At 60.0% G+C, this 25,987-nt stretch carries 19 protein-coding genes and 6 pseudogenes; 11 read left to right on the top strand and 14 right to left on the bottom strand.

The genetic code is table 11. The features are described 5' to 3' along the window. Positions 1-4: 4 nt before the first annotated feature. The 5 genes and pseudogenes from B5527_RS27705 to B5527_RS27685 form a co-directional block, all read right to left on the bottom strand. Positions 5-1,236, bottom strand: a pseudogene (locus B5527_RS27705) (phenylacetate--CoA ligase family protein). Between the two features lie 163 nt (positions 1,237-1,399). After that, entirely contained in the window at positions 1,400-2,239 is an 840-nt protein-coding gene (locus B5527_RS27700) for an ABC transporter ATP-binding protein (RefSeq protein ID WP_079604355.1), read from the bottom strand. A 125-nt stretch (positions 2,240-2,364) separates the two neighbouring features. Continuing rightward, positions 2,365-3,645 (bottom strand): ABC transporter substrate-binding protein, encoded by a 1,281-nt coding sequence (locus tag B5527_RS27695; protein WP_079604354.1) that lies wholly within the window; start codon positions 3,643-3,645, stop codon positions 2,365-2,367. A gap of 57 nt (positions 3,646-3,702) precedes the next feature. Continuing rightward, complete coding sequence (locus tag B5527_RS27690) at positions 3,703-4,776, bottom strand: branched-chain amino acid ABC transporter permease (RefSeq protein WP_079604353.1); 1,074 nt, start codon at positions 4,774-4,776, stop codon at positions 3,703-3,705. 5 nt (positions 4,777-4,781) lie between these two features. After that, entirely contained in the window at positions 4,782-5,675 is an 894-nt protein-coding gene (locus B5527_RS27685) for a branched-chain amino acid ABC transporter permease (protein ID WP_079604352.1), read from the bottom strand. A 146-nt stretch (positions 5,676-5,821) separates the two neighbouring features. On the opposite strand from B5527_RS27685, the gene B5527_RS27680 reads away from it, so the two are divergent. Beyond that, the gene (locus tag B5527_RS27680; protein WP_079607136.1) at positions 5,822-6,970 is read left to right on the top strand and encodes an IS4 family transposase; all 1,149 of its coding nucleotides are present in this window, start codon (positions 5,822-5,824) and stop codon (positions 6,968-6,970) included. Positions 6,971-7,206: 236 nt separating this feature from the next. On the opposite strand, the pseudogene B5527_RS27675 reads toward B5527_RS27680, so the two are convergent. Continuing rightward, positions 7,207-9,138 (bottom strand): annotated as a pseudogene (locus B5527_RS27675) (long-chain fatty acid--CoA ligase). After that, the gene (locus B5527_RS27670) at positions 9,135-9,956 is read right to left on the bottom strand and encodes an ABC transporter ATP-binding protein (protein WP_079604351.1); all 822 of its coding nucleotides are present in this window, start codon (positions 9,954-9,956) and stop codon (positions 9,135-9,137) included. Before B5527_RS27670 ends, B5527_RS27675 begins: the two are co-directional and overlap by 4 nt. A 432-nt stretch (positions 9,957-10,388) precedes the next feature. On the opposite strand from B5527_RS27670, the gene gmd reads away from it, so the two are divergent. Together gmd and fcl are read left to right on the top strand one after the other, a co-directional pair. Next, complete coding sequence (gmd, locus tag B5527_RS27660; protein ID WP_079604349.1) at positions 10,389-11,474, top strand: GDP-mannose 4,6-dehydratase; 1,086 nt, start codon at positions 10,389-10,391, stop codon at positions 11,472-11,474. Next, positions 11,455-12,402: a GDP-L-fucose synthase gene (gene fcl, locus B5527_RS27655; RefSeq protein ID WP_079604348.1), complete on the top strand. Its 948-nt coding sequence runs from the start codon at positions 11,455-11,457 to the stop codon at positions 12,400-12,402. The genes gmd and fcl overlap by 20 nt, the downstream gene beginning before the upstream one ends. Here fcl and B5527_RS27650 read toward each other — a convergent pair. Next, positions 12,397-13,245 carry a uroporphyrinogen-III synthase gene (locus B5527_RS27650; protein ID WP_079604347.1) on the bottom strand — a complete coding sequence of 283 codons (849 nt, stop codon included), beginning with the start codon at positions 13,243-13,245 and terminating at the stop codon, positions 12,397-12,399. The two genes, fcl and B5527_RS27650, sit on opposite strands and share 6 nt — an antisense overlap. Positions 13,246-13,386: 141 nt before the next feature. On the opposite strand from B5527_RS27650, the gene purU (B5527_RS27645) reads away from it, so the two are divergent. Further along, positions 13,387-14,250: a formyltetrahydrofolate deformylase gene (purU, locus tag B5527_RS27645; protein WP_079604346.1), complete on the top strand. Its 864-nt coding sequence runs from the start codon at positions 13,387-13,389 to the stop codon at positions 14,248-14,250. Between the two features lie 40 nt (positions 14,251-14,290). Here purU (B5527_RS27645) and B5527_RS27640 read toward each other — a convergent pair whose 3' ends face one another. Beyond that, on the bottom strand, positions 14,291-15,199 hold the full coding sequence (locus tag B5527_RS27640) for an NAD-dependent epimerase/dehydratase family protein (RefSeq protein ID WP_338065038.1): 909 nt from the start codon (positions 15,197-15,199) through the stop codon (positions 14,291-14,293). A 648-nt stretch (positions 15,200-15,847) separates the two neighbouring features. Here B5527_RS27640 and B5527_RS27635 point away from each other — a divergent pair. The 4 genes from B5527_RS27635 (at position 15,848) to B5527_RS47825 (ending at position 19,204) form a co-directional block, all read left to right on the top strand. Next, positions 15,848-17,122: a nucleotide sugar dehydrogenase gene (locus B5527_RS27635; protein WP_079607554.1), complete on the top strand. Its 1,275-nt coding sequence runs from the start codon at positions 15,848-15,850 to the stop codon at positions 17,120-17,122. Positions 17,123-17,287: 165 nt separating this feature from the next. Beyond that, a complete protein-coding gene (locus B5527_RS27630; protein ID WP_245332275.1) occupies positions 17,288-18,598 on the top strand; it encodes a hypothetical protein in 1,311 nt (436 codons plus the stop codon). A 127-nt stretch (positions 18,599-18,725) separates the two neighbouring features. After that, positions 18,726-18,971: an NAD-dependent epimerase/dehydratase family protein gene (locus B5527_RS46645; RefSeq protein WP_079604344.1), complete on the top strand. Its 246-nt coding sequence runs from the start codon at positions 18,726-18,728 to the stop codon at positions 18,969-18,971. A gap of 74 nt (positions 18,972-19,045) precedes the next feature. Then, on the top strand, positions 19,046-19,204 hold the full coding sequence (locus B5527_RS47825) for a hypothetical protein (protein ID WP_172842428.1): 159 nt from the start codon (positions 19,046-19,048) through the stop codon (positions 19,202-19,204). A 125-nt stretch (positions 19,205-19,329) separates the two neighbouring features. Here B5527_RS47825 and B5527_RS47820 read toward each other — a convergent pair. Both B5527_RS47820 and B5527_RS27615 read right to left on the bottom strand, forming a co-directional pair. Then, a pseudogene (locus tag B5527_RS47820) lies at positions 19,330-19,506 on the bottom strand (GDP-mannose 4,6-dehydratase); the annotation flags it as partial. Positions 19,507-19,632: 126 nt separating this feature from the next. Next, a pseudogene (locus B5527_RS27615) lies at positions 19,633-20,079 on the bottom strand (phenylacetate--CoA ligase family protein); the annotation flags it as partial. Between B5527_RS27615 and purU (B5527_RS44570) the strand changes: the two are divergent. Beyond that, positions 20,067-20,174 (top strand): annotated as a pseudogene (purU, locus tag B5527_RS44570) (formyltetrahydrofolate deformylase); the annotation flags it as partial. The pseudogenes B5527_RS27615 and purU (B5527_RS44570) overlap by 13 nt on opposite strands. A gap of 51 nt (positions 20,175-20,225) precedes the next feature. On the opposite strand, the gene B5527_RS27610 reads toward purU (B5527_RS44570), so the two are convergent. The 3 genes from B5527_RS27610 to B5527_RS27600 all read right to left on the bottom strand — a co-directional run bounded on the left by B5527_RS27610 (position 20,226) and on the right by B5527_RS27600 (position 23,896). After that, on the bottom strand, positions 20,226-21,539 hold the full coding sequence (locus B5527_RS27610; RefSeq protein WP_276329280.1) for an oligosaccharide flippase family protein: 1,314 nt from the start codon (positions 21,537-21,539) through the stop codon (positions 20,226-20,228). A 95-nt stretch (positions 21,540-21,634) separates the two neighbouring features. Then, entirely contained in the window at positions 21,635-22,657 is a 1,023-nt protein-coding gene (locus B5527_RS27605) for an NAD-dependent epimerase (protein WP_079604341.1), read from the bottom strand. A gap of 45 nt (positions 22,658-22,702) precedes the next feature. Then, positions 22,703-23,896, bottom strand: a complete 1,194-nt coding sequence (locus B5527_RS27600) for a glycosyltransferase family 4 protein (RefSeq protein ID WP_079604340.1) — start codon at positions 23,894-23,896, stop codon at positions 22,703-22,705. Between the two features lie 190 nt (positions 23,897-24,086). Here B5527_RS27600 and B5527_RS27595 point away from each other — a divergent pair. Both B5527_RS27595 and B5527_RS27590 read left to right on the top strand, forming a co-directional pair. Continuing rightward, positions 24,087-25,001: pseudogene (locus B5527_RS27595) on the top strand (nucleotide sugar dehydrogenase); the annotation flags it as partial. 141 nt (positions 25,002-25,142) lie between these two features. Next, entirely contained in the window at positions 25,143-25,931 is a 789-nt protein-coding gene (locus tag B5527_RS27590) for a class I SAM-dependent methyltransferase (RefSeq protein WP_079604338.1), read from the top strand. Positions 25,932-25,987: the final 56 nt, after the last annotated feature.

Genomic DNA, 25,987 nt, shown 5'->3' with positions numbered 1-25,987 from the left:
GAGATCAGACCGGCTTGCGCTCGTCTGATATCACCTTGCCGTCGTTGGGCAGTTGTCCCGGCGCCACGAGATCGACGGCGCCTTGAAGCTTTGTCACGGTGCGCAGCGTCGCGGCGATTTCACCGCCAAGGCCTCCGGCCGGGGACGCGCATTCAGCCCTGAGCGTCATTACATCGGTCTCGCCCTCGCGACTGACGACGAGACGCAGCCGCCCGAGTTCGGGATGACGCCTGCCGATCTCCGCGATCTGCTCGGGACGCACGAACATGCCCTTGACCTTGGTGGTCTGGTCGGCGCGGCCCATCCAGCCCCTGATGCGCATGTTGGTGCGTCCGCAGGGGCTGTGGCCGGGCAGGGCGGCGGTCAGGTCGCCGAGCGCGAGGCGAATCCAGGGGTGATGCGGGTCGAGCGAGGTGACCACGATGTCGCCGACATCGCCCTCGGCCACGGGATCGCCGGTGCCGGGCTGCACGATTTCCAGGATCAGGTCCTCGTTGACGACCATGCCTTCGCGGGCCGGGGTTTCGAAGGCGATCAGGCCGAGATCGGCGGTCCCGAACGCCTGGTAGGCTTCCACCCCGCGGGATTTTATTTCCTCCTGCAGCGACTTCGGGAATGCGGCACCCGATACCAGTGCGCGCTTGATCGACGAGATGTCGCGTCCTGCGCTCAAGGCCGCGTCGAGCAGGATTTTGAGGAAATCAGGCGTGCCGCTGTAGCCGGCCGGGCGATACGCCTCGATCAGCTCGAACTGGGCTTCGGTGTTGCCGGGTCCGGCCGGGATGACCGCACAGCCGAGCGCGCGCGCGGAGGCATCGAAGATGAAGCCGCCGGGCGTCAGGTGATAGCTGAAGGTGTTCAGCACCACGTCGCCCGGCCGGAAGCCTGCCGCGAACAGCGCCCGCGCGCCGCGCCAGGGATCGGCATGCGCGGGTTCGGGCTCGAAGATCGGGCCCGGCGAGGTAAATAGCCGCCCAAACGAACCAGGGAGGCCCGGGACGAGGCCACCGAACGGCGGGGCGGCCTTGTGCAGGGCCGGGAGATCGGACTTGCGCAGCACCCGCAGCCCAGCCAGTGCGGCCCGGCTGGTGATATCGGCGGGATCGATGCCTTTGAGGCGCTCGGCATAGGCCGGCGCCGCCATCGCCTTCCGCAGTACGTCCGGCAGCGCGAAAACAGCTCCGCCTCGCGTTCCGCGGGCGGGCGGGTTTCAAGGGCGTCGTAGTGGTCGGTCATATGCAGTCTCGCTTATCTCGGTTACCTCGCCCCGCTTGCGGGGAGAGGTCGAAATTCGCAGAGCGAATTTCGGGTGAGGGGGACTCTCCGCGAGTCCGCCTGCTGAGAGAGCCCCTCACCCCGACCCTCTCCCCGCAAGAGCGGGGCGAGGGAGAAGAGGCGCTCACAGCCATCGCTTCCGTCGCTTGAAGCTCTTCAAATTCTTGAAACTCTTGCGCTGGTCGCCGGCGCCGCCGAGGTAGAATTCCTTGACGTCCTCGTTGTCGCGCAATTCGTCGGCGCTGCCGTCGAGCACCACCTTGCCCTGCTCCATGATGTAGCCGTGGCTCGCGACCGAAAGGGCGGCGCGCGCGTTCTGCTCCACCAGCAGGATGGTGACGCCGAGGTCGCGGTTGATCTTGCTGATGATCGCGAACACTTCCTTGACCAGCAGCGGCGACAGGCCCATCGACGGCTCGTCCATCAGGATCATCTTCGGGCGCGCCATGAGCGCGCGGCCGATCGCCAGCATCTGCTGCTCGCCGCCGGAGAGATAGCCGGCCAGGCCGGTGCGCTCCTTCAGCCGCGGGAAGTAGTTGAAGACCATGTCGATGTCAGCGCCGATCTCGTTGTCGCTGCGGGTGAAGGCGCCGAGCTTCAGGTTTTCCAGCGACGTCATGTCGGAGATGATGCGGCGGCCCTCCATTACCTGGAAGATGCCGCGCCGAACGATCTTGTCGGGATCGATTCCGTTGATACGTTCGCCGTTGAAGACGATTTCGCCGCGGGTGACTTCGCCGTCTTCGGTCTTGAGCAGTCCCGAGATCGCCTTCAGCGTTGTCGATTTGCCCGCGCCGTTGGCACCGAGCAGCGCCACGATCGCACCCTGCGGCACCTCGAGGCTCAGGCCCCGCAGCACCAGGATGACGTCGTCATAAACCACTTCGATGTTGCGCACGCTCAGTAGCGGGGCGGGCATGGTGACGGCGCTTGAAGCGCGGGCTAAATCGGCGGCTTCGGTCATTTGGGCTTCGTCACTTGTCAAGTTCGTCATGCCCGGGCTTGTCCCGGGCATCCACGTCTTCGCTGGCGGAAAGTAAGACGTGGATGGCCGGGACAAGCCCGGCCATGACGCCTTTGTAGTTCATCTCACCACCCAAACCATTCCGGCTTGCGCGGCAGTTCCACCGTCTTGACCTTCTCAAGCTTGATGGTGCCCTTGGCCATGAGATCATTGAGATCGCCGTCGGTCGGACCCGAGATTTTCGAGCGATAGAGATCGACCTTCATGGTCGGCCGGTGATCTTTCTCGGTCCAGGTCGAGGGATTGCAGACGCCCTCCATGCCTGCCGGCACCCAGTTGGCCTTCTGGTAGAACCCCTTGGCGACGTTCTCGCCGGTCGCGCCGCCGTTCTTGGCGGCCCAGTCGAGGGCTTCCTTCATGTACAGCGCGGTGCAGACAGCGGCGATATAGTGCACGGGCCGATAGACCTTGCCGGTCGGGTCCGACATCCCCGAGATTTCCATCACCGTCTTCATGCCGGGCGCGTTGCCGGCCCAGCCGACCGCCGTGCGCAGCGGGAAGATCACGCCATCGGCGGCGTCTCCGGCCGCCTTGGCGGCGTTCTCGTCCATGCCCCAGACGTTGCTGAGGAACTGGACGTCGACGCCGGCGGTCTTGCAGGCCTTCATGACCGAGATGTTGGAGGCCGCAGTGTTGCCGAGATAGGCGTAGTTGGCCCCGGCGCTCTTCAGGCTCAGGCACTGCGCGCTGTAGTCGCCGGGCGCCAGTGCGAACACCAGCGGCGGCAGCACCTCGAAGCCGAGTTCGGTGGCGAGCGCTTCGCCGGCCGCCTTTGGCGCATTGGGATAGGGATGGTTGGCGCCCATGTGGACGAATTTCGGCTTGCCCGGCTTGCCCTTGGCTTTCCAATCCTCGGCCGCCCAGGTCAGTTCGGCGCGCAACGCGTCCGAATAGCTCGGGCCGTAGAAAAAATTGTACGGCGCGGGTTTTGCCTTGCCGCTGCTGCCTTCCGGATCGGTCAGCGCCGCGGCATAGGAGCCGGAAATATCCGGGATCTTGTCCTGCGCCAGGAAGCCGGTCAGCGCCTCGGTATCCGCGGTGCCCCAGCCCATGATCGCCGCGACCTTGTCGCCGCCGGACCATTTCTTGTAGAGCGCGATCGCGCGCGGCACCTGGTAGCCGTAATCGTTGGTATCGACATTGAGCTGCTTGCCGCCGATGCCGCCGTTCTTGTTGACCCAGGCGAAAGTGTCCGCGACGCCCTGCCCATAGGGCGTGCCGACGTCCGAGGTGCCGCCGGAATAATCCGCGAGATGGCCGATCGCGATCTGGGCCTGCGCCGTCGCTGAGCCGCCGCCGAGCAGCAGCGCGAGCGAAACGGTGCCGAGTAGGGATTTCATGGTCATGGGCAATCTCCTCCGGTTTCTTTGTTGGGGTCTATTGTAGTCGGTCCCGTTCCAACCTCAATGCGAAAACGGGTAAAGCTTCCAGTAAGTCTTGATCTGCCGCCAGCGATGCGCGAGCCCGTCCGGCTCGAACATCAAGAACGCGATGATGATCAACCCGATCGCGATCTCGCGCAGGAAGGTGATGTTGTTGTTGAGCGACAGCGCCTTGTCGATGGCGCTGCCCTTGAGGCCCGCGCTGATCCACTCCATCGATTCCGGCAGCAGCACCACGAAAGCGGTGCCCATCAGCGTGCCCATGATCGAGCCGGTGCCGCCGATGATGACCATCGCCAGGAAGATGATCGAGCGTTCGATGCCGAAGCCCTCGTTCGACACCACCAGTTGATAGTGCGCATAGAGCGCGCCCGCGATGCCGGCGAAGAATGCCGCCAGCCCGAACGACAGCGTGCGGTATTTTGTCAGGTTGATGCCCATGATCTCCGCGGAAAGATAGTGGTCGCGGATCGCGACCAGCGCGCGGCCGTCGCGGGTGCGCATCAAATTGGTCACCAGGAGGTAGCTGACCACGAGATAGGCGAGCACCACGTAGAAATATTGCCGGTCGCCGCGAAAGGTGTAGCCGAAGATCGAGAACGGATTGGCGCTGGCCGGCACCGAGCCGCCAGAAAACCAGTCGGCGCGCGAGAAGAAATCGAGCAGGATGTATTGTGCCGCCAGCGTCGCGATGACGAGGTAGAGCCCCTTCAGCCTTGCTGCCGGTACGCCGAAGATCAGGCCGACCAGCGCGGTGACCACGCCCGCCAGCGGAATGGCGAAGAATACCGGGATCGGCAGCGTGTTCGAGATATAGGCCGAGGTGAAGGCGCCCAACAAAAAGAATGCGGCATGTCCAATCGAAATCTGCCCGGTAAAGCCGACCAGAATGTTCAGGCCGAGGGCTGCGATGGCAAAAATGCCGATCTGGATCAGGATGCTTAGCCAGTAGGCGCTGAGCACCAGCGGCGCAAAGCAAATCAGCACGATACCGGCGATCGCCGCGTTGCGGCTGGTGGTGGTCGGAAAGATCGTGGTGTCGGCCGCGTAAGTTGTGCGGAAGTCGCCGGAAGGAATGAGAGAGGGGCCTGCCATTTTGCCTACACCCGCTCGATGTCTTGGGTGCCGAACAGCCCGTAGGGCTTGATCATCAGGATGATGATCAGCACGTAGAATGGCGCGACTTCGTAGAGATTGCCCCAGTGCAGATATTCGCTGTCGATGTATTGCGCGATGTTTTCCAATAGCCCGATGATGATGCCGCCGAGCACCGCGCCGCCGATGGAGTCGAGTCCGCCGAGGATCGCCGCCGGAAACACCTTGATGCCATAGGCCGACAGGCCCGACGATACGCCGTTGACCACGGCGACCACGACGCCCGCTACCGCCGAGACGGTGGCCGAGATCGCCCAGGCCATCGCAAACACGCTTTTCACGGAAATGCCGAGCGACTGCGCCACCTGCTGGTTGAAGGCGGTGGCGCGCATGGCGAGGCCGTATTTCGACGCCCGGAAGAACCAGGCCATGCCCACCATCATCGCCACCGACACGACGAGGCTCATCACATAGACGGTCTGGATCTGCAGGCCGAGCAGATTCACGGACTGGCTGGTGAACACCTGCGGGAACGGCTGCGGGTTGACGCCGAAGATCCATTTCAGCGAAGCCTGAAACACCGTCGACAGTCCGATGGTGACCATGATCACCGATATGATCGGCTCGCCGATCATCGGCCGCAGGATCACAACCTGGATCGCGATCCCGAAGGCGAACATGAACACCAGCGTCAGCGGCATGCCGACCCAGAACGGTACCTGATATTTGGTCAGCAACGCCCAGCAGACCCATGCGCCGACCAACAGCAATTCGCCTTGCGCAAAGTTCACCACCTGCGTGGCCTTGTAGATCAGCACGAACGACATCGCCACCACGCCATAGAGCGTGCCGACCACGAGGCCGTTGACGAGGAGCTGGATCAGGAACTGCAGGTTCATGGCAGTTCGCCTATTTTACACATCGTCATTGCCGGGCTTGACCCACGGCTGTCCGGTTCAATTTTTGTGGACGAAGCGCATGGCATTGATTCTATTCGGTCCTGGACGTCTGCAAGCGATCCGGAACACGAATGGAGATCAACACCATGCGGCATGAGAATAGCGTATTTCATGGACTTCTGAAGCACGTTCCGTGGCATCAGTTCGACAGGCTTGTGGAAGACCATGATGCCGATGCGCGGGTGCGGCGACTTTCGACCAAGAGCCAGTTGGTGGCGTTGCTCTACGGCCAGTTTTCGGGTGCAGCGAGCTTGCGGGAGATCGTGACGGGGCTTTCGAGCCACGCCGTGCGGCTCTACCATGTGGGCGCCGGCCCGGTTCGGCGGTCGACCTTCTCGGATGCGAATGCACAGCGGCCTGCCGCCGTGTTCACCGAGCTGTTGGCGATCATGATGAAGCAGGCCCATCGCAGCCTGCGGCGCAAGCTCGCCGAGACCACCTATTTGATCGATGCCACGAGCGCACGCTTGAACGAGCGCAGCGCCGGCTGGGCTCGGTTCTCGGCCGGGGTCTGCGGGGCCAAAGTACACGTGATTTACGATGCCGACGCCGATCGCCCGATCTATGCCGCAGTCACCACGGCCAAGGTCAACGATATCACCGCGGCCAAGCAAATGCCGATCGAGCCGGGAGCCACCTATGTCTTCGACCTTGGCTATTACGATTATGCCTGGTGGGCTGAACTCGACGCCGTCGGCTGCCGGATCGTCACCCGTTTCAAGTCCAATACTCCGCTCGATCTGGTCGAAGAGCTGGCGGTCACGGCTGGCAGCAACATCCTCTCCGACCGCATCGGTTATCTCCCCGCCCGCCAAGCCAGAAGCCGTCGCAATCCCATCAAGGATGCGGTGCGCGAGGTGAGGGTCGTGACCGAGAGCGGAACCGAGCTCCGCATCTTGTCGAACGACCTCGATGCCAGCGCCCAGGAGATCGCCGATCTCTACCGCAGGCGCTGGGCCATCGAACTGTTCTTCCGCTGGATCAAGCAGACCCTCAAGATCACTCGCTTCGTAGGCACCTCCGAGAATGCCGTACGCATCCAGATCGCCGTTGCGCTCATCGCCTTCTTGCTGCTGCGCCTGGCCCAAGCCGCCCACAAGAATATTCCCAGTCCGATCGTCTTCACCAGACTGATCCGCGCCAACCTCATGCACCGCCGACCCATCGACAACCTGCTCCATCCATCGCCCTCGACCAGCCAAGATCAACGTCAGATGAGCCTCCAGCTATGCTAAATCTAAACCGGACAGCCGTGGGCTTGACCCGGCAATCCATCTTTCAAAGGAACTCTTTTTCGGAAGAGGATGGATGCGCGGGTCAAGCCCGCGCATGACGACCGGAGATGCCGGACTCTCATTCGTCATGCCCGGGCTAGTCCCGGGCATCCACGTCTTGCTTGATGACTCTAAAAAAGATGTGGATGGCCGGGACAAGCCCGGCCATGACGGTGGTGGGAAACGCCGATTTTGGTTCATTCCGCGGCCTCCGCCACCGCTCCATCGCGCGCGATATCCACCACCGCGAGCGTGGTGCGGATGCGCTGGGTGGTGCCGTCCTGGAAGCGGATCACGGTATCGATGGGAATGTCGCGCTTGCCGCCATAGATTGCGTCGATGATGTCAGCGTATTTCTCGTTGATGACGCTGCGGCGGACTTTTCGGGTGCGGGTCAGTTCGCCGTCATCGGCGTCGAGCTCCTTGTACAGCAGCAGAAACCTGGAAATGCGCTGCGCCGGCGGCAGCGTGGCATTGACGGTTTCGACCTCCTTGCGCAGCAGCGCGTAGACTTCCGGCCGCGAGGCGAGATCGGTGTAGGTGGTGAACGAGATCCGGTGTTTCTCCGCCCATTTCGAGATGATCGAGAAGCGGATGCAGATCATCGCCGCGAGCGCGTCGCGGCCGGCGCCCAGCACCACGGTTTCGGCGATGTAGGGCGAGAATTTCAGCTTGTTCTCGATGTATTGCGGCGAGAACCGTTCGCCGCGCGAGGTTTCGGCAAGGTCCTTGATGCGGTCGATCACCACGAGCTGCCGGTTGTCGTTGAAATAGCCGGCGTCGCCCGAGTGCATCCAGCCATCCTTCATGTCGGCGGCCGAGGCTTCCGGACTCTTGTAGTAGCCGAGGAACATGTTGGGGTGGCGGACCACGATCTCGCCGACGCCGTGGATATCCGGATTTTCGACCCGGATTTCGATGTTGCCGGCCATCGGCACGCCGGTGGTATCCGGATCGACCTCCCCGAGGGGATGCAGGGTATAGGCCCCGAGCAATTCGGTCTGGCCGTAGAGCGTGCGCAACGGCACGCCCATCGCCTGAAAGAATTTGAAGGTATCGGGACCGAGCGCGGCGCCTCCGGTCGCCGCCGAGCGCAGCCGGGTAAAGCCGAGGCGGTCGCGAAGGGCGCGAAACAGCAGCGCATCCGCGATCATCGAGTGTTTGCCCTGCGCCAGCGCCGCCAGTCCCGCCTTCATGCCGAGCTCGTAGAGCCTTTGTTTGAGCGGGGAGGAGTCCATCACGCCGGCGCGCACGTCGGCGGCGATCGATTCCCAGACCCTCGGTGCGAACAGCACGAAGGTCGGCGCGATTTCGCGAAGATCGTTCATCATGGTATCGGGCTGTTCGACGAAGTTGATCTTCATCCGGCACAGCAAGCCTTTGCCGAGCGCATAAACCTGTTCCATGATCCAGGGCAGCGGCAGCACCGACACGTATTCGTCGTCCGGTCCCTTCGGATCGAACGCGAGGTAGGTCGCGCAATGCCGCAGCACCCGTCCTGCCGCGAGCATCGCCAGCTTTGGATTGGCTGTGGTGCCGGAGGTGGTGCAGAGGATCGCGACGTCTTCACCCTAGGTCAGGTCGACCAGCCTGTCGTACAGACCGGGCTCGCGGGCGGCGCGGTCGCGTCCTAATGCGGCGAGCTTGTCGGCTTCCATCAGGCGGGGGTCGTCGTATTTCCGCATGCCGCGCGGGTCGGAATAGATGATGTGTCTGAGGTTCGGCACGCGACCCGCGAGCGCCAGCAGCTTATCGACCTGCTCTTCGTCCTCGGCGAATACCAGTTTGGCTTCGCCATAGCTGAGCAGATAGGCGGCTTCTTCATCCAGCACATCACGATAGAGGCCGAGCGACATGGCGCCGATCGCATGCGTCGCGATTTCGGCCGAGACCCAGTCCGGCCGGTTGTCGCCGATGATGCCGATGACGTCGCCGCTCCCAAGGCCGAGTTCGACCATGCCGAGCGCGAAGTCGTGCACCCGGGCTTGATAGTCGTTCCAGGTGAACCCCCGCCAGAGCCCGAGATCCTTTTCGCGCAGCGCGATCTCGCCGCCATGTTCTTTGGCGTTGAGGCGCAACAGTTTTGGATAGGTATCGGCCTGCGCGACCCGGCCGGCATAATCCATCATGCCGCGCTCTCCGCGGGCGCCGACGCATCGTCGGGATCGACCAGAACCTCGTCTTCCTCACCGAGATAGGCGCGCTTCACATGGGGATCGGCCAGCACCGCGGCCGGATCGCCTTCGGCGATCTTGCGGCCGAAATCCAGCACCATGACACGGTGGGAAATATCCATCACCACGCCCATGTCGTGCTCGATCATCATGACCGTCATGCCGAACTCCTCGTTGAGGTCGACGATGTAGCGCGCCATGTCCTCCTTTTCCTCGAAGTTCATGCCGGCCATCGGCTCGTCGAGCAGGATCAGTTGCGGCTCCAGCGCCATGGCGCGGGCGAGTTCGACCCGCTTGCGCAGGCCGTAGGGAAGGGTGCCCGCGGTGGCCTTGCGCACCGACTGCAGATCGAGGAAATCGATGATCTCCTCGACCTTGCGGCGATGCTCGAGTTCTTCGCGCCGCGCGCCGGTCAGCCAGTACAGCGATCCCGTGATGAAATTATTCTTCAGCAGGTGATGCCGCCCGACCATGATGTTGTCGAGCACGCTCATATGGTGAAACAGCGCGAGGTTCTGGAAGGTGCGCCCGATGCCGAGCCGGGGCCGCGCGTTCGGATTGAGCGAGGTGATGTCTTGCCCGCGATAGAACAACTGGCCTTCGGTCGGCCGGTAGCGGCCCGAGATGCAGTTGACGATCGAGGTCTTGCCGGCGCCGTTGGGGCCGATGATCGAGAACAGTTCGCCGTGGTTGACGCCGAAACTGACCTCGGTGAGCGCGCGCACGCCGCCAAAGCGCAGTGACACCCCGCGCACCTCCAAAGCGTGTTCCACGCATTCCCTCCCTCAGGGCGCATTCTGCAAGCCTGATCAGGCCGAATCCGGTTTTGCGATCAGAATAGGCGCAGTCGTTCCGGGGCGCTTGACGCGCTCTTTGTCCGGCGATTGACGAGATCAACCCGGTTCATCGCAGCTGGTCAACCTGTTTCACCCGCCCCACCGCGTCAACGGCTGCACTTGTCGCAGGTACCGGACTGCCCCGGGCCGATCGACTTTGGTATTAGACTTCACCGGGGTCGAATGCTATGGCCTGCGCCGCGATCTGAAGGCCGGTCCGCGGTCGATTTGGCCGGTCAAATGGGGACATGCTAGGGGTTGGCACGCCCGGTCTGCGGCAGCGGGCGCGGGCCGGTCCAGCGCGCAAGGTCTGTGGTTCGTCGGCGTTGAGCTGCGCTTGGGCGGTGCCGACGCCTGCTTGGAGTGAAAATGGCGGTTCAGGATTCGAAACGGCGCGTTGCGCTCCTCACCGGCGTTACCGGGCAAGACGGCGCCTATCTCGCCGAATATCTGCTCGGCCTTGGCTACACCGTCCATGGCGTCAAGCGGCGGTCATCCTCATTCAACACCGCGCGCGTCGATCACCTCTACGAGGACCCCCACGCCGGCAATGTGCCGTTCCTGCTGCATTACGGCGACATGACGGATTCGACCAACCTGATCCGGCTGATGCAGCAGATCAGGCCGACCGAGATCTACAACCTCGCGGCCCAGAGCCATGTCGGCGTCAGCTTCGAAAGCCCGGAATATACCGCCAATGCCGACGCGATCGGCGTGCTGCGGCTATTGGAGGCGATCCGGATCCTCGGCATGGAAAAGGAGACCCGGTTCTATCAGGCCTCCACCTCGGAACTCTACGGTCTGGTTCAGGAGGTCCCGCAAAAGGAGACCACGCCGTTCTATCCGCGCTCGCCCTATGGCGTCGCCAAGCTTTACGGCTACTGGATCACGGTCAACTACCGCGAGGCCTACGGCATGTATGCCTCGAACGGCATCCTGTTCAATCATGAAAGTCCGATCCGCGGCGAAACCTTCGTGACGCGCAAGATCACGCGCAGCATCGCCCGCATCGAGACCGGTCTCGAAGACACGCTTTATCTCGGAAACCTCAGCGCGAAACGCGACTGGGGTCACGCCAGGGACTATGTCGAAGGCATGCACATGATCTTGCAGGCCGACGAGCCCGACGATTTCGTACTGGCGACCGGCGAGACCCGTTCGGTGCGCGAATTCGTCGAACTTGCACTCGCCGAGGTCGGCCGCAGCATCGAGTGGCGCGGCAAGGGCATCGAGGAAACCGGCGTCGACAGGAAGTCCGGCAAGACGCTGGTTCGCATCGATCCCGTGTATTTCCGCCCCACCGAAGTCGATGAGCTGGTCGGCGACGCCAGCAAGGCGCGCCAGAAGCTCGGCTGGAAGCCGAAGACGAGTTTTGCGCAACTGGTCAAGGAAATGGTGGCGGGCGACCTTGCGATTGCCCGGCGGGAGGTCGCCAATGGCAAGAACCCCGTTTGAGCTGAAAGGCAAAACGGTCTTCGTTGCCGGACATCGCGGGATGGTCGGGGCTGCGCTGGTGCGCAGACTCGCCCGGGAAAATGTCGAGCTGCTGACGGCGGGACGCAGCGAGGTCGATTTGCGCGATCAGGCCGCGATGTTCGCCTGGTTTGCGAAAATGCGCCCGCAGGTCGTGTTTCTGGCGGCGGCAAAGGTCGGCGGCATCGTCGCCAACAACACCCTGCGCGCCGAATTCATCTACGACAATTTGATCATCGCAACCAATGCGATCCACGCCGCGCATGTCAATGGCGCCGAGAAGCTGATGTTTCTCGGCTCATCCTGCATCTACCCGAAGCTCGCGCCGCAGCCGTTGCGCGAGGACTCCATGTTGACCGGACCGCTGGAGCCGACCAACGAGCCCTATGCCATCGCCAAGATCGCCGGCATTAAAATGGTCGAAGCCTATCGCAGCCAGTATGGCTCCGACTTCGTCAATGTGATGCCGACCAATCTCTACGGGCCGGGCGACAATTATCACCCCGAATACAGCCACGTCGTCGCCGCGCTGATCCGCCGGTTTCATGAAGCGAAGCTTTCCGGGGCTTCGAACGTCACGGTCTGGGGCACCGGCATGCCGCGGCGGGAATTCCTCTATGTCGACGATATGGCGGACGCCTGCATCCATCTGATGAAGAATTATTCTAGTCCGGAGCTGATCAACATCGGTACCGGCGAGGACATAACGATTGCCGAATTCGCGCGCGTGGTGGCCGCGACCATCGGATATACCGGCGACATCAGCTTCGATACTTCGCGGCCCGACGGCACGCCGCGTAAATTGCTCGACGTCAGCCGTCTTGCCAAACTGGGCTGGCGCGCCCGCACCTCGCTCGAGGACGGGCTCAGGCTCGCCTATCAGGCGTACTTGAACGAATCAAAGTCATGAAGACTGTGCAGCGCCCCGGGGCGGGTTTTTCCCGAGCGCGGCCGCCATCGCCGATATCAGCGGCTTCATGAAAAAAGCGTCGCTGGCGGGATAGATGTCGGCGCGCAGGCCCTGTGATTTCAGTTCGTCCGAGACCACCGGCCCGACCGACGCGATCGGCGTGCGCTTAAGCCCCTCGCGCAACCTGTCTTCACATCGATGCGCCTGCGCCACCTCGATCAGGCGTCGGACCTGCCCCGAACTGGTCAGCGCAATGGCGTCGATGCGGCCCTGCGCCATCTCGTCGATCGCGGTGATGATGTTGGTCTCGGCCGCCTGCGCGTCGTAGACGTAAGGAAGCACGGTATCGACCCCGGCGCCTTGCGACGATATGGCGCCGATCAGGACGCCGTGATCCTTGTCGGGATAAAGCTGCAGGCCGACGCGACGGCCTTTCAGATCGACCCGCGCGAGCATCTCGGCGATGCCTTCGGAGGTCGGCTTCTCCGTCGTCACCTGCGGCTCCAGTCCGATCTCGCGCAGCGCCCGGCCGGGCTTCGGCCCGCGGGCAAACTTTCGCGCTCTGCCGACCGCGGCGATGAACTCCTGTTCCAGATTGATCCTCCGCGCGACCTTCATCAGGCGTCGCAGGCCTTCCCCGGTCATCAGCACCAGATCGTCGCACGGCTTTTCGATGAAACGCTGGATCCAGGCCTCGATCGGCGCGGAATCAGGGGCATCGCGGATAGTGAACATCGGGCATTGCAGCACATCCGCGCCCTGCTCGGTGAGCAGGCGGGAAAACAGCGCTTCCTCGCGCGTTTCCAGGATGAGAATCCGATAGCCGTTCAGTCTGTCAGCCATGATCTTGCTCTAACGCCGATCGCCTTTTGTTTGTTCATCCTGGCGCCGGGGCGGGGATTGGCGCAAGGGCGTGACGGGTGATAGAGCAGGGCCGCAAAATCCCGGTTCCATCCGTTTTTCGAATGATAGACAAGCGCCTCCATGCCCGACCATCAATACGTGTTGACACTGTCCTGTCCGGATCGCCCCGGCATCGTCTCGGCTGTTTCGACGTTCCTGGCCCATAATGGGCAGAACATTCTCGACGCCCAGCAGTTCAACGATGTCGAGACCGGTCACTTCTTCATGCGGGTCGTCTTCAACGCCGCCGATCTGGCGGTCAATCTGGCAACGCTGCAGACCGGGTTCACGGCGATCGCGGAGCGCTTCGGCATGGACTGGCAGATGCGCGACCGCGCCACCCGCCGCCGGGTGATGCTGCTGGTCTCCAAATCCGATCACTGCCTCGCCGATCTCCTGTATCGCTGGCGCACCGGCGAACTCGAGATGATTCCGACCGCCATCGTCTCCAATCACCCGCGCGAGACCTACAGCAATCTCGATTTCGGCGACATCCCGTTTCACTATTTGCCGGTGACGAAGGAGACCAGGCGCGAGCAGGAGACCGCGATCTGGGATTTGGCCGGGCAGACAAAAACCGATCTCGTCGTGCTTGCGCGCTACATGCAAATCCTCTCGGACGAGATGTCGGCGAAGCTTTCGGGGCGCTGCATCAACATCCATCACTCGTTCCTGCCGGGCTTCAAGGGCGCGCGGCCCTACCATCAGGCGCACGAGCGCGGCGTCAAACTGATCGGTGCCACCGCGCATTACGTCACCAGCGACCTCGATGAGGGCCCGATCATCGACCAGGACGTCGAGCGCATCAGCCATCGCGACACGCCCGACGATCTCGTCCGCAAGGGACGCGACATCGAACGCCGCGTGCTGGCGCGTGCGATACGCTATCACCTGGAGGACCGCGTGATCCTCAACGGCCGCAAGACCGTGGTGTTTATGGATTGACAGGCCAGGCAGGCCGGTGCCGAAGTTCGGGTTCGGGAGGCTACTCGAACACGGGATTGAATTTCCGTGGCTTCCAGCCGAAGTCCCGAACTGCAGGCGCGGAATCGAATGTCATGTCCTTCATCATACGAATACCCATCGCCACATTCGCACTGGGAAAAAGCGGCTTTGCTAGAACAAAGCCGGTTCTCCATAGAAAAGGGGGCGCCGAAATGGTGCGCCGTGGCAGCCGCAGTCCGTCGAATATTCGGCCAACCATCTCGCGGTAGGTGAGCGTTTCCCCACCCGGTAGCGAATAAATCTTGTTAACGGCGGCGGGACTCGATGCCGCGGCGACGGCTCCGATGGCCAGATCCTCCGCATGCACCGGTTGCCGCAAACCCGGTCCTCCCCCGACAAGCGGCATGAAACCGAAGCGGCGGATCAGCCGCGACAACGGTGTGATATTGGTGTCGCGACCCTCGGTGTAGATGAGCGTGGGGCGCAATATCGTCCAGCCTACATTGTGCTGTTCGCATGCCGCAGCGATCGTTCGCTCGGCGCCGGCGAGTTTTCTGATCGTCTCCCATTCGGCCGGGACTTCCGAATCCCGTTTCGTGATCACGCTGGTCGAACTGAAGGCGACGAGGCGCTGCAATGATGGGTTGAGGAGCCGGGGAAGGGCGTTTGCTAGGAGAATGGCGTCAGCGGTGCAATAGAGCGTCGCAAACGGCGGGAAATTCAACGTGTCAGGCTTCTCAAGATCGCCACGAAACCAATCGATGCTTGGCCTGCCCTGCTCCGATCTGGACAACGCAGAAGGACGCTCGCCACGGCGTACGAGGTGCTCGACGATGTAGCCGCCGACAAGTCCGGTGCCACCTATGACCAGGCTTTTCGATTGCGCGTTCCCGATTATAGCATCCACTTCGCCCACCCGCGCCCGGTAGCAAATCTCTAATCGCTCCATCAGGCATTGATATATACGATCGCACCGGGACCTGCACAACTGGTAAGCAGATCTTGGATTCATCATGTAGGAGGGGGGTGCCGATAGCGGTGCAGCGCGGTGAATGTACAGTTTCCGACAGTGAGGCGTTTGGAGTGCCGGTGTCATCCTTTGCTTGGAAGTTCCGGGCCGCTTCCTTTCCCGCTCCTTCATATAACTCGGTATTTCGCGGTGCCGGGGCCGCGGCGGCTCGTCGGTGGGCAAACCGCCAGCCTGCTCTGAGTCGACTTTCTTCGATGCGGGCGAAATACCTAACGGTTGTAGTAATAGAATACCTCAATCGACTAGCGACGAATCGAAGGGCATCTGATCTCCCGGAGACGGCCCGATGGCAGCCGGCACCTGTTGCAGTACGACGGGTTTCGCTTTCCCTGTCGCTTGTAGCTTAGGATATTTGCTTGGGGGGAAGCACAGTCCCGGTCCGGATCAGCTTTCTTAGGCTTCGCGGCCTCATCCCGCGACAACGAACCAGCGACGCTGTCGGAAGTTTCATCTCTGTCCAAGATCAAACCGAGACGCTTCTGAAGATTGACTTTCAAAAATCGAAACGATATTTGGCTTAACCGAACTCCGGAAGGTTGGCTGGATATTATCGCAGATTTAAATGGGATTGGTCGCAAGGTCGGTGTTGTTGGCCTTGGTTATGTTGGGCTGCCAGTAGCACTTGCCTTTGGGAAGGCGGGCCTCTTGGCCGTCGGCTTCGATATTGATCGCGGCCGAATCGATGAATTGCAGCGCTTTCACGACCGCACGCGAGAGACCACCGAAGATGAGTTGCGCAAGGCAAACATTCGGTTGAGTTCGGATCCCGCAGATTTGCGGGAGGCTGATTTCTTCATTGTTACCGTTCCTACCCCGATCGATGATACCAACCGACCGGATATGTCGATTGTTCTTGCCGCATCGCGGACGGTTGGGAAGGCTCTGAAGAAGGGTGACATTGTCGTTTATGAATCGACAGTTTATCCCGGCGCAACAGAGGAAGACTGCGTTCCGCTGCTCGAGCGCGAGTCGGGACTGAAAAACGGAATAGATTTTCGTGTTGGCTACAGCCCGGAACGTATCAATCCGGGGGACGCACAACGCCGCTTTGAAACCATTACGAAAGTTGTCTCAGGGCAGGATGCAGAGACTCTCGAAATTGTGGCTCAGGTTTACGGTGCTGTCGTTGCTGCCGGAATTCACAGGGCGCCGTCGATCAAGGTGGCCGAAGCCGCAAAGGTCATTGAGAATACCCAGCGCGACTTGAATATAGCGCTGATCAACGAACTGGCGCTGATTTTCAATTTGCTCGGTATCGATACGTCCGACGTTCTGGCCGCAGCGGGCACCAAGTGGAATTTTCTTAAATTTACACCCGGTCTTGTTGGAGGACATTGTATTGGCGTGGATCCATATTACCTGACCCATCGCGCGGAGCGCGCCGGGTATCATCCGCAGGTGATTCTTGCCGGCAGACGCGTAAACGATCAAATGGGCGCCTGGATAGCACGCGAGTGCGTCAAGAATCTGCTAAGCGGTGGCAGCGGCAAGACGGTGGTGATCCTTGGATTAACGTTCAAGGAAAATGTGCCGGATATCCGGAACTCCAAAGTGATCGACATTGTGACGGAGCTGCGCTCGTTCGGCGTGGACGTTCACGTTACCGATCCTCTCGCCAACCCGGCGGAGTGCCAACATGAATATGGCGTCACGCCCACGCCCCTTACCGATCTGCCGCCAGCCGACGCCGTCATTCTCGCGGTAAGACACGACGAATACAGGCAGGGCGGATGGCCGCTCATAACTGGACGGCTGAAGCCCGGCGGCGGCCTTGTGATGGATATCAAGGCACTCCTAGATCGTGCACACGCGCCGCCGAATGTCCGGTTCTGGCGAATGTGACGCGGTTCAGGCAGACGGCCTTCAGTTCTCATCCCAATGCGATGTGGCGGTGTTACGGTGCTGTCTCGGGCCTTCGGCCGCCGCACGACGTCACGGGACCGTACCTGTTGCATTCGACTTGCGAGTTGTCGCCTCACGGCTATTTAAGAACTCATGATGATCCAAATGGCTGACGGCTTACAACTACGAGCGCACTACAAGTCAGCGCTTTTGATCTGTCTCCACATCATCGTCTGCTGCGCCTCACTCATTCTCGTCACGAGATATGGTAGTTTGTTTGGCTTCGCTCCGCCGAAGTTTCACATCTTTTACGATCCGGCCCGACTGAATATCGCCATTGCAACAGTTGTGGCGTTCGCCTTCGTTTCATCTGTTTTTGTGTTCGCTCCCTTCAGTTTTGGTTATTTCGTAGGATTCTATTTCTACACGATGATCCTCGATTACCTCTGGTTGAACTCTTTCACCGACTTGAATTATGATCACCGGCTCGCCGGGATATCGGCGGCGGCTTCGGCAATTGCATTCCTGCTTCCCGCTCTCTTTGTATCATCGCCCATTGTTCAAAAATACACTCTGTCAGAACGAACATTTGACCAGGCACTGAAGCTCATTCTCTTACTTGCTGTCGCAACGATCGCTGTTGGCTCGTTCTACAATTTTCGAATCGTTTCGCTGGACGATATGTATTATTTCCGAGAAAGAATGCGTTCTCCGACTGGCGTAAACTACCTCGTGACGATTGTTTCGAGCGGATTGTTGCCGTTCGCGTTTGCCGGCTTTATCGCGCGAAAGGCGCCCTGGTGGGCTGCCGCCACTCTCCTCCTCCTCGCAATCTTCTACCCCATCACGCTAAGCAAGTTGGCCCTCCTCACTCCAGCATGGCTCATCGCCACGCTGCTGCTTTCCAGGATATTCGAGGCCCGCACCGCAGTAATACTTTCACTATTTGGGCCGATGGCGGCAGGGCTTGTTTTTCTCCTTCTTTTCAAAGGGAAGCTGGGATTCTTCTTCTATACGATCAATTTTCGAATGATCGCGATTCCATCGATTGCGATGGACGTCTACAATCACTTTTTCTCCCGGCATGATCTTACGTATTTCTGTCAGATCTCGGTTCTGAAGCTAATCATGCACTGTCCCTATCAAGATCAGCTATCTGTGATTATGAAACGAGAGTATGATCTGGGAAATTTCAACGCCTCGCTATTCGCAACGGAAGGAATTGCGTCGATCGGCACGCTGTTCGCGCCGGTTGCTGCATTCGCATGCGGGCTTGTCGTTGCTTTCAGCAACCGATTGTCAGCCGGGTTGCCACCTCACTTCGTTCTGATATCGGGTGCCATTCTTCCCCAGGTATTGCTAAATGTGCCCCTATCGACTGTGTTGATCACACACGGCGGAGCTCTTCTCCTTCTGCTTTGGTACATTACGCCGCGAACGATATTCGAGCAGACGTTGATCGAGAAAAGGCCTTGATCGGTCGCATGATGGCATGGCGCGGCCTGTATCCGGGCCATCCGCTGCAGGTGTTCATTATTGTCTGATTTTCGGCAAAGTGGTAGCGCTCTATCCCATATAGGCGTCTGAAGCTAACGACATCCAAATGCATAGTGTTCTGATCACCGGCGGCGCGGGATTTATCGGCCAGAACCTGGTACACGCGTGGCGCGCCGCTCGGCCGGTATGCGGCCAACATAACGCAGCCCTCGAGCCCCTGATCACCGATCGCCGCATCCAGTTCGTGAAGGGCGACATCGGCGACGCAGCGATCGGGTTTCGATCGGCTCCAACGCCACGATCATGCCAGTCAGGATCGTCGATGATGTCGTCATCGGGGCGGGATCGGTGATAACCTGGTACCTATGCCGGCAATCCGGCGCGCCGGCTGCTGGCGGACAAATAACAGGATTACGATCGATACCCGTGCCTTTTGCCGATCTGCAGTTGCATCCGCTGGTGGACGGGCTGGAAGGGCGCAAGAGCCTGGAATTGATCTCCGCGCTCTATGAATCGATCGAAACCGGCGAGGAGGTGGCGCTGCGCTTCACGCCGGACCTGAGCCGGCTGGGTGTCGCATCGTGAACCGACCGGAGGTGCATCAGGCCGGCGTTCGTGACGTCGAGTTCGGCGCGCGGGTCAAGATTGTCGAGCCGTGCAATCTTTATGGCTGCAAGATGCAAGATGAACATGCCGAGGGCGTTGGTTTGCAAGAAGGCGTCGGGATCCGGGATAGACCGGTCGACGTGCGATTCGGCTGCCAGGTGCGCGACGCGCGTGAAACTGTGCTCGTTGAACAGGCGCTGCACCAGCGCCGAGGAGAGATCGAACGAGATCACCGACGCGCCTGTACTGACCAAGACTTCGGTAAAGCGACCGGCTGACATCGTCCCGAGCAGTTTCCGAAAGCCCATCGCGATCAGAGCCGGATCCTGTCGCTGCAGATGTTCGCGGAGATCACCGCGAAGCAGCCGGACGAGGTGATCGATCTCGTTCGCAAATTCTAAGCAGGGCTAGCGCTCGTCTGCAATCACCTTGCCATCGTTCGGCAGCGTCCCGGCACCTACCAGCTCGACATTGCCGCTGAGTTTTGTCACCGCGCGCAGGTTTGCGGCCAGTTCGTCGTGAAGCGGCCCGGTCGGCGAGGCCGTTTCCGCCTTCAGCGTCTTCACGTCGCTCTCGCCCGCGCGAGTCACGACAAGACGCAGCCGTCCGAGTTCGGGATGGCGCCTGCCGATCTCGGCGATCTGCTCGGGGCGCGCGAACATGCCTTTGACCTTGGTGGTCGGTCGGCGCGGCCCATCCAGCCCCTTGATGCGCATGTTGGTACGCTTGCAGGGGCTCGCACCCGACAAGGCCGCCGTGAGGTCGCCGAGCGCAAGCCGGATCCAGGGATGATGCGGATCGAGTGAAGTGACGACGATCTCGCCAACGTCGCCGGGCGCCACGGGATCGCCGGTGCATCGAGCGTCGCGTGCTGGCGCGCGCGATGCGCTACCATCTCGACGATCGCGTCATCCTCAACGGCCGCAAGACCGTGGTGTTCATGGACTGAGGAAGAGCATTGCTGAGATCTGCTGGGGGTAGTCTCAGTATTTAGCGGCTTCTACTCGCGACGGCTGGAGAGCTGGGTGTCCAGGTACGCTGTTCCTTGGCCCATCGATTTCATGCTGAGCCAATAGACCCCTATCAGATTTATGATCGCTCCCACGACATGAGCGGTCACTGCCGCCAGTAGACCGTATTTGGTTGTAAATGCCGCGACGATAGCCAACATTGCCAAATCACGAGGCAAGAGTGTCGCGAAGATCGAGCCCCACATGCGGCTGGCCGCCTGAATCCTCATGTAGAGACTGACAGCAACCGCCTCTGCGATCGCTGCGACCATCATCAATTGCAGTTCAAAGCTCGCGACCGTAAAACTTCGTCCGAAGACGGCCATAACTTCCTTCGCGAAGACTGCAAAGAAGATTGCTGCTGCCGCGGCGATGGTAAACACCCCAAGCGTACTGGTTCGGAACACGCGCATCGCCAGATCGAACTGGCCCGATGCGTGCGCTCGCTCCGCCGAAGGTTGCAAGGCAAGAGAGACGACGGATGCAGGAATTACGATCAACGTCTTGATCATGATTATGACGCTGTACAGGGCAACGTCGGAAAAATTCTGCGTGTTTCGCGTCAAAATCGTGGGGATCAACCAGAGCGTCGGGAGCGTGACGAATCCCGCCAAACCAGCCGGGATTTGAAATTTGAAGATTTCGCGCGTTATCTCATTTGGCACTTTGCACCAGGAGAAACCTCGCCCAATCGCCCTTCCTTTCAAGGCGGCTAGCGTTGCGCAGCCGAGGATCACACTGCGCAGTGTTGAACCCGCAACCAGAGCCCAAATTGCTCTGGTCAGGTCACCGGTCCAGGCGCCGGCCGTCACGATTGCGATGAATAGTACGCCGGATACAATTGAGGATGCGGCGAGTGATCGAAAGTCGTGAAGTCCCTGCAGCAATCCTCCGAGGTACACCATGCCGATCAGGCTCGGCACGGCGAGAGACACGATCATCAGTGGCCTTGTCAGCGAGGGCTCGACAAAAGCACTGCGGGCCAGGACACCGGAAGACAAGGCAAGGATGCCGAACCCCAGTAGTCCGCTTGCGAACGTGAATGCTCCGCCAATCCAGACCACCGAGCGTATTCGGACAGGATCGTCTGCATAACGAGCCACAAATTTCGGAACTGTCGAGCCGACGGCAAACTGCAAGATGGTTGCCGCGTAGAACGCGGTCAGATTGATCAGTGAGTACTTTCCATAGGTCGCATGATCGAGCAGCTTAATCACAAGAAAGTTGCTGATAAAAGTCGAGCCTTGGTGGCTGAATGTTGCCACCGCGTTCCAAAATGAATGACGAAACAATGTTCTTAGCACCGGACCCACTTCAGCTCACGTCGGACGCGCGTCTTGTCTGATCTGGCTGACATATCACGTCGGCCGTGAGGGGGATGATAGCCGAATTCGTCGGCCTATACCTGAAAGTATTGGCGATACCACTCCACGAAGCGAGCAACTCCCACTCGGACAGGGGTGTTCGGACGATATGCGACTGCTTTCATCAGGGAACTCACGTCCGCGTAGGTGTTCGGCACGTCTCCGGGTTGCAGCGGAAGCAATTCCCTAATTGCCTTCTTGCCGAGCGCCTCCTCGATCGCCTCGACATATTCGGTGAGATGAACCGGTGAGCTGTTGCCTATGTTGAGCAGACGGAACGGCGCATTGCTGGTTGCCGGGTTCGGGTAGTCACTGGTCCAGTCGGGATCGGGACCGGCGATATCATCGCTTACCCGGACGACGCCCTCAACGATGTCGTCGACATACGTGAAGTCCCGCACGTGTTCACCATTGTTGAACAGTTTGATTGGCTTGCCCGCGAGAATATTCTTGGTAAACAGGGACAGAGCCATATCCGGCCGGCCCCATGGTCCGTACACCGTAAAGAAGCGCAATCCGCTCGTCGGCAACCTGAACAGATGGCTGTAGCTGTGCGCCATCAATTCGTTGGCGCGCTTGGTCGCCGCATAAAACTGCAAGGGGTGATCGACCCCCTGACTTTCGCTGAACGGCATGCTGGTGTTGGCGCCATAGACGCTGCTCGTGCTGGCGTAGGTCAGATGCTTCACGTTCGAATGTCGGCAGGCCTCGAGGATATTGGTGAAGGCAATGAGGTTGCTTTCAACATACGCCGCCGGATTTTCCAGGCTGTAACGCACGCCTGCCTGCGCCGCGAGGTGAATGACGCGGTCGAAGGGGCAATCCGAAAAGCAGGCTTTCACGCCTGCGGGATCGGCGAGATTTACTCGATGAAAGCGATATTCCCCTGAGCTCTGCAAGGCGCACTGTTCAAGCAGGGTCAGTCGCGACTCTTTGATCGCGGGTGAATAATAGTCGTTTACTACGTCGGCTCCGACGACCGAGTCGCCTCGTTGAAGCAGGTGAGCCGCAACGTGAAATCCGATGAAACCTGCATTGCCTGTCACCAAAATCCGCATTTCGTGATCAATCCCTTTGGTAGGTGTGCTGACGACAGCAGAACTTTACTCAGCGCGACGCTTCTGGTGTTCCCGCACTATGGCTTCCAGGAAGTCAAAAGTCTCTCCTGCACAACGGGACCAGGAGAATTTCGAGGCAGCCATTGATGCGGCCAAGGCTTTTTCAGCGCGCAATTCAGGGCTCCTAGCAAGCTGCCTCACTGCATCGGCAATGCTTACCGAATTCTCGGGGTCGAAATATACGCCGGCGTCACCGAGCATCTCCGGCATAGGGCCACGATCGGAGCAGGCGATTGGCAGGCCCGCGGCCATGCTCTCGATCAAAATGTTGGGCATGTTCTCGCAGCTGGACGCGAATACGCAGATGTCAGCCGCCTCATAGCACTTGTGGATTTCCTTGTAGTCCACCGCGCCCCAGTAGCGGATGAACTCCCCTTGGGCGTCTACCCTGCTCAGAGCCTCCGACAAGCGGGGCAGGGTGCTGGGCCTTGCGCCGCCGTAGAGATCCAGGCGGATCGGGATGCCCTCGTTGTGCAGGCGACCGATTCCCTCCACGACATGCCACTGATGCTTGAATTCGTCGACAGTGGAAACATACACAACGCGCAATGGATCCGATATCGTCAATTCGGCAGCCGTTCGCTGCGGGCGAGGGGGCATGCGAAATCGCGTGTCGACGCCGTGGGGAATGATCGACGTTTTCCCCTCCAGCGGTCCGGTTGTTTTCGTGACCGCGTCGTAGGCATATCGCGTGAGAAAAATGGTCCCATCCGCGCGTTTGAACGAAAAGCTCTGGTTGAACCGCAACAGCACCAGCTTCAGGGTGGTTACGGAAAAGCCAAATCGCTTCAGTTCGGGCCACTGAAAGGGCAGCATGTTGCGGCTCATCGTCGCCACCGGATGGAACCGGGGCACAATTGATCCGCCTGGTACCAACAGCAGGTCCGCTTTCGTTTCCCGCAGATGTCTCGGCAACACCCGGCGCTGCCAAATGATGCGCTTCAGAAGGTGCGCCTCAAGCGCGGCGTCGGTTCGTTTTTCAAGCCAGGGCCTGTCCTCGAGGCGAGCGAGCGTGGAGGCGCAGCCCCAGACAACGATTCGCTCGAAGCCGCGAGAAGTCGGGTCGGCCTCTCTCAAAAATTCGATGAGATGCGTGACGCCCCCTCCGACACGTATATTGGATGCGTCAATCGCAAGACAAATGGCGCGTCGGGCGGTATTTGTCTTTAACGGGACCATGTGATTTGCCCACCATCGACTACTGCCCAATTCTACTGTGGGTGCTTTTATTCTGCGGTAGCTCCGATTGTAAAGATTATTTACGGGCAACCGGTGGGACAGACTTCGAAAGCTCTATCTTCCTTGTTCCGATTAAAATTGACGCACGGGACCCTCAACGCTAGTACAAAAGACTTAGAATTTGCGGGCAATAGGAGCCAAATTGCGGCGTTTAAGCCGAAAAGTGGGGGTCGTAGGTCTCGGCTACGTTGGCCCACCGGTGGCGCTCGCGTTTGGCAAATTAGGCGCTCTCGCGGTCGGCTTCGATATCGATGTTAGCAGGGTCGAGGAACTCCCTCTTTATTTTGATCGTACGCTGGAGGCAACCGAAGCCGAGTTGCGCTCACTTGACATGAACGTCAGCGCTAACGCCGACGACTTGCGCGCCGCGGATTTTTTTATCGTGACCGTGCCGACGCCGATCGATGCTGCAAACCAACCGGATATGTCGACCGTTTTCGCGGCGTCGCGCACAGTGGGAAAAGCCCTCAAAAAGGGCGACATTGTCGTCTACGAGTCGACAGTCTATCCCGGCGCCACGGAGGAAGACTGTGTTCCGATCCTCGAACGCGAATCCGGTCTGAAGTGCGGCGTCGATATTTATGTTGGCTATAGTCCGGAGCGCATCAACCCTGGTGACCTCGAGCATCGCCTGGAAAGCATCAACAAGGTTGTCTCAGGCCAGGATGCAAGGACGCTCGAAATTGTAGCGGACGTGTATGGCGAGGTGGTCACCGCGGGAATTCACAAGGCGCCATCGATCAGGGTCGCCGAGGCCGCGAAGGTCATTGAGAATACCCAGCGCGACCTGAATATAGCGCTCATTAACGAACTGGCGCTGGTCTTCCGCCCGCTTGATATCGATACATCTGATGTCCTCGCCGCCGCAGGCACCAAATGGAATTTTCTCAAGTTCACCCCGGGCCTCGTGGGAGGGCACTGCATTGGCGTCGACCCATATTATTTGACGCATCGTGCGGAACGCGAGGGGTATCATCCGCAGGTGTTCCTGGCCGGCAGGCGCGTGAACGATCAAATGGGTGCCTGGGTCGCGCGCGAGTGCGTCAACCGCCCAGCCCGAGCGAGCGTTCCGGAAAGATAATCTTCATTGACAACAGCCCCAGTCCCGGGCGCAACATACAACCATCGCGGGCCGTGCGGCAAGAGCCAGCGCCTGCTTTAACTCTAATTGCGCGAGGCTAGACCGATGCTTTCCCATACGATCGACCAGCTTGACGCGATCAGGGTCGCCGAGTTGCGCCTGTTGATGCGAAGGTACGAGAGCCTGTTGTCCGGCGCTGACATTTTAGAGATTGGAACGGGAACGGGCGCCCAGTTACGCGAACTGTCAAAAGTCGCGGCCAGCTCCGTTGGAGTCGATCTTCGCTCGTCAGATTATCACCCCAGCTGCAACAATTTTACCTATTACGATGGGGTAAACCTTCCCTTCGCCGACCAATCATTCGACGTTATTTACTCCTCGAATACCATGGAGCACGTCGTGGATGAGCCTGCGCTCCACGCCGAATTGATGAGGGTCATGAAACCTGGGGCTGTTGCGATCCATATCGTACCGAGTTGTGCCTGGCGACTTTGGACGACTGCGGTTTCTTATTTAATGCTGCCGACAGTGGTCCTTGCCTTCTTGCGCAGAAGTTCGGAACCATCGTCGTCACATGGCGATAGTCTTCCAGCTTCACCGCCGCGAAATATGAAGGCAAGGGTCTTCGATTTGATTTGTCCCGCCAGACACGGCGAAAGAGGCAGTCGGTTTACCGAATGGTGGCACTTCCGGGCACGATCTTGGCGCAGAAGGTTCGGGGCATTGGGATGGACGGTCGAGCGCGTCGAGGGTGTCGGACTGTTCTATACCGGATATTTATTCGCTGATTCTTTAATGTCGATGAAACGGCGCGAACGGCTATCAAGTATTTTGGGAAGCGCTTGTCACATCGTCGTGCTTAGACCGAAAATGGATACCCATACCCGCGATTGACGCACGGCCTCGGTTGCCATTGAGGGTCGCAAGATTCTTTTGCCGCTATGTCCAGC

It is taken from the genome of Bradyrhizobium erythrophlei, from assembly GCF_900129425.1.
GTDB classification, from domain to species: domain Bacteria; phylum Pseudomonadota; class Alphaproteobacteria; order Rhizobiales; family Xanthobacteraceae; genus Bradyrhizobium; species Bradyrhizobium erythrophlei_C.
This window is presented reverse-complemented; position numbering and strand designations above follow the sequence as displayed.

Excerpts from the sequence above, each read along its gene's own strand:
- B5527_RS27700 (WP_079604355.1), bottom strand. The coding sequence starts at position 2,239 with ATGACCGAAGCCGCCGATTTAGCCCGCGCTTCAAGCGCCGTCACCATG.
- B5527_RS27695 (WP_079604354.1), bottom strand. The coding sequence starts at position 3,645 with ATGACCATGAAATCCCTACTCGGCACCGTTTCGCTCGCGCTGCTGCTC.
- B5527_RS27690 (WP_079604353.1), bottom strand. The coding sequence starts at position 4,776 with ATGGCAGGCCCCTCTCTCATTCCTTCCGGCGACTTCCGCACAACTTAC.
- B5527_RS27685 (WP_079604352.1), bottom strand. The coding sequence starts at position 5,675 with ATGAACCTGCAGTTCCTGATCCAGCTCCTCGTCAACGGCCTCGTGGTC.
- B5527_RS27680 (WP_079607136.1), top strand. The coding sequence starts at position 5,822 with ATGCGGCATGAGAATAGCGTATTTCATGGACTTCTGAAGCACGTTCCG.
- gmd (WP_079604349.1), top strand. The coding sequence starts at position 10,389 with ATGGCGGTTCAGGATTCGAAACGGCGCGTTGCGCTCCTCACCGGCGTT.
- fcl (WP_079604348.1), top strand. The coding sequence starts at position 11,455 with ATGGCAAGAACCCCGTTTGAGCTGAAAGGCAAAACGGTCTTCGTTGCC.
- B5527_RS27650 (WP_079604347.1), bottom strand. The coding sequence starts at position 13,245 with ATGGCTGACAGACTGAACGGCTATCGGATTCTCATCCTGGAAACGCGC.
- purU (WP_079604346.1), top strand. The coding sequence starts at position 13,387 with ATGCCCGACCATCAATACGTGTTGACACTGTCCTGTCCGGATCGCCCC.
- B5527_RS27640 (WP_338065038.1), bottom strand. The coding sequence starts at position 15,199 with ATGGAGCGATTAGAGATTTGCTACCGGGCGCGGGTGGGCGAAGTGGAT.
- B5527_RS27630 (WP_245332275.1), top strand. The coding sequence starts at position 17,288 with ATGGCTGACGGCTTACAACTACGAGCGCACTACAAGTCAGCGCTTTTG.
- B5527_RS46645 (WP_079604344.1), top strand. The coding sequence starts at position 18,726 with ATGCATAGTGTTCTGATCACCGGCGGCGCGGGATTTATCGGCCAGAAC.
- B5527_RS27605 (WP_079604341.1), bottom strand. The coding sequence starts at position 22,657 with ATGCGGATTTTGGTGACAGGCAATGCAGGTTTCATCGGATTTCACGTT.
- B5527_RS27600 (WP_079604340.1), bottom strand. The coding sequence starts at position 23,896 with ATGGTCCCGTTAAAGACAAATACCGCCCGACGCGCCATTTGTCTTGCG.
- B5527_RS27590 (WP_079604338.1), top strand. The coding sequence starts at position 25,143 with ATGCTTTCCCATACGATCGACCAGCTTGACGCGATCAGGGTCGCCGAG.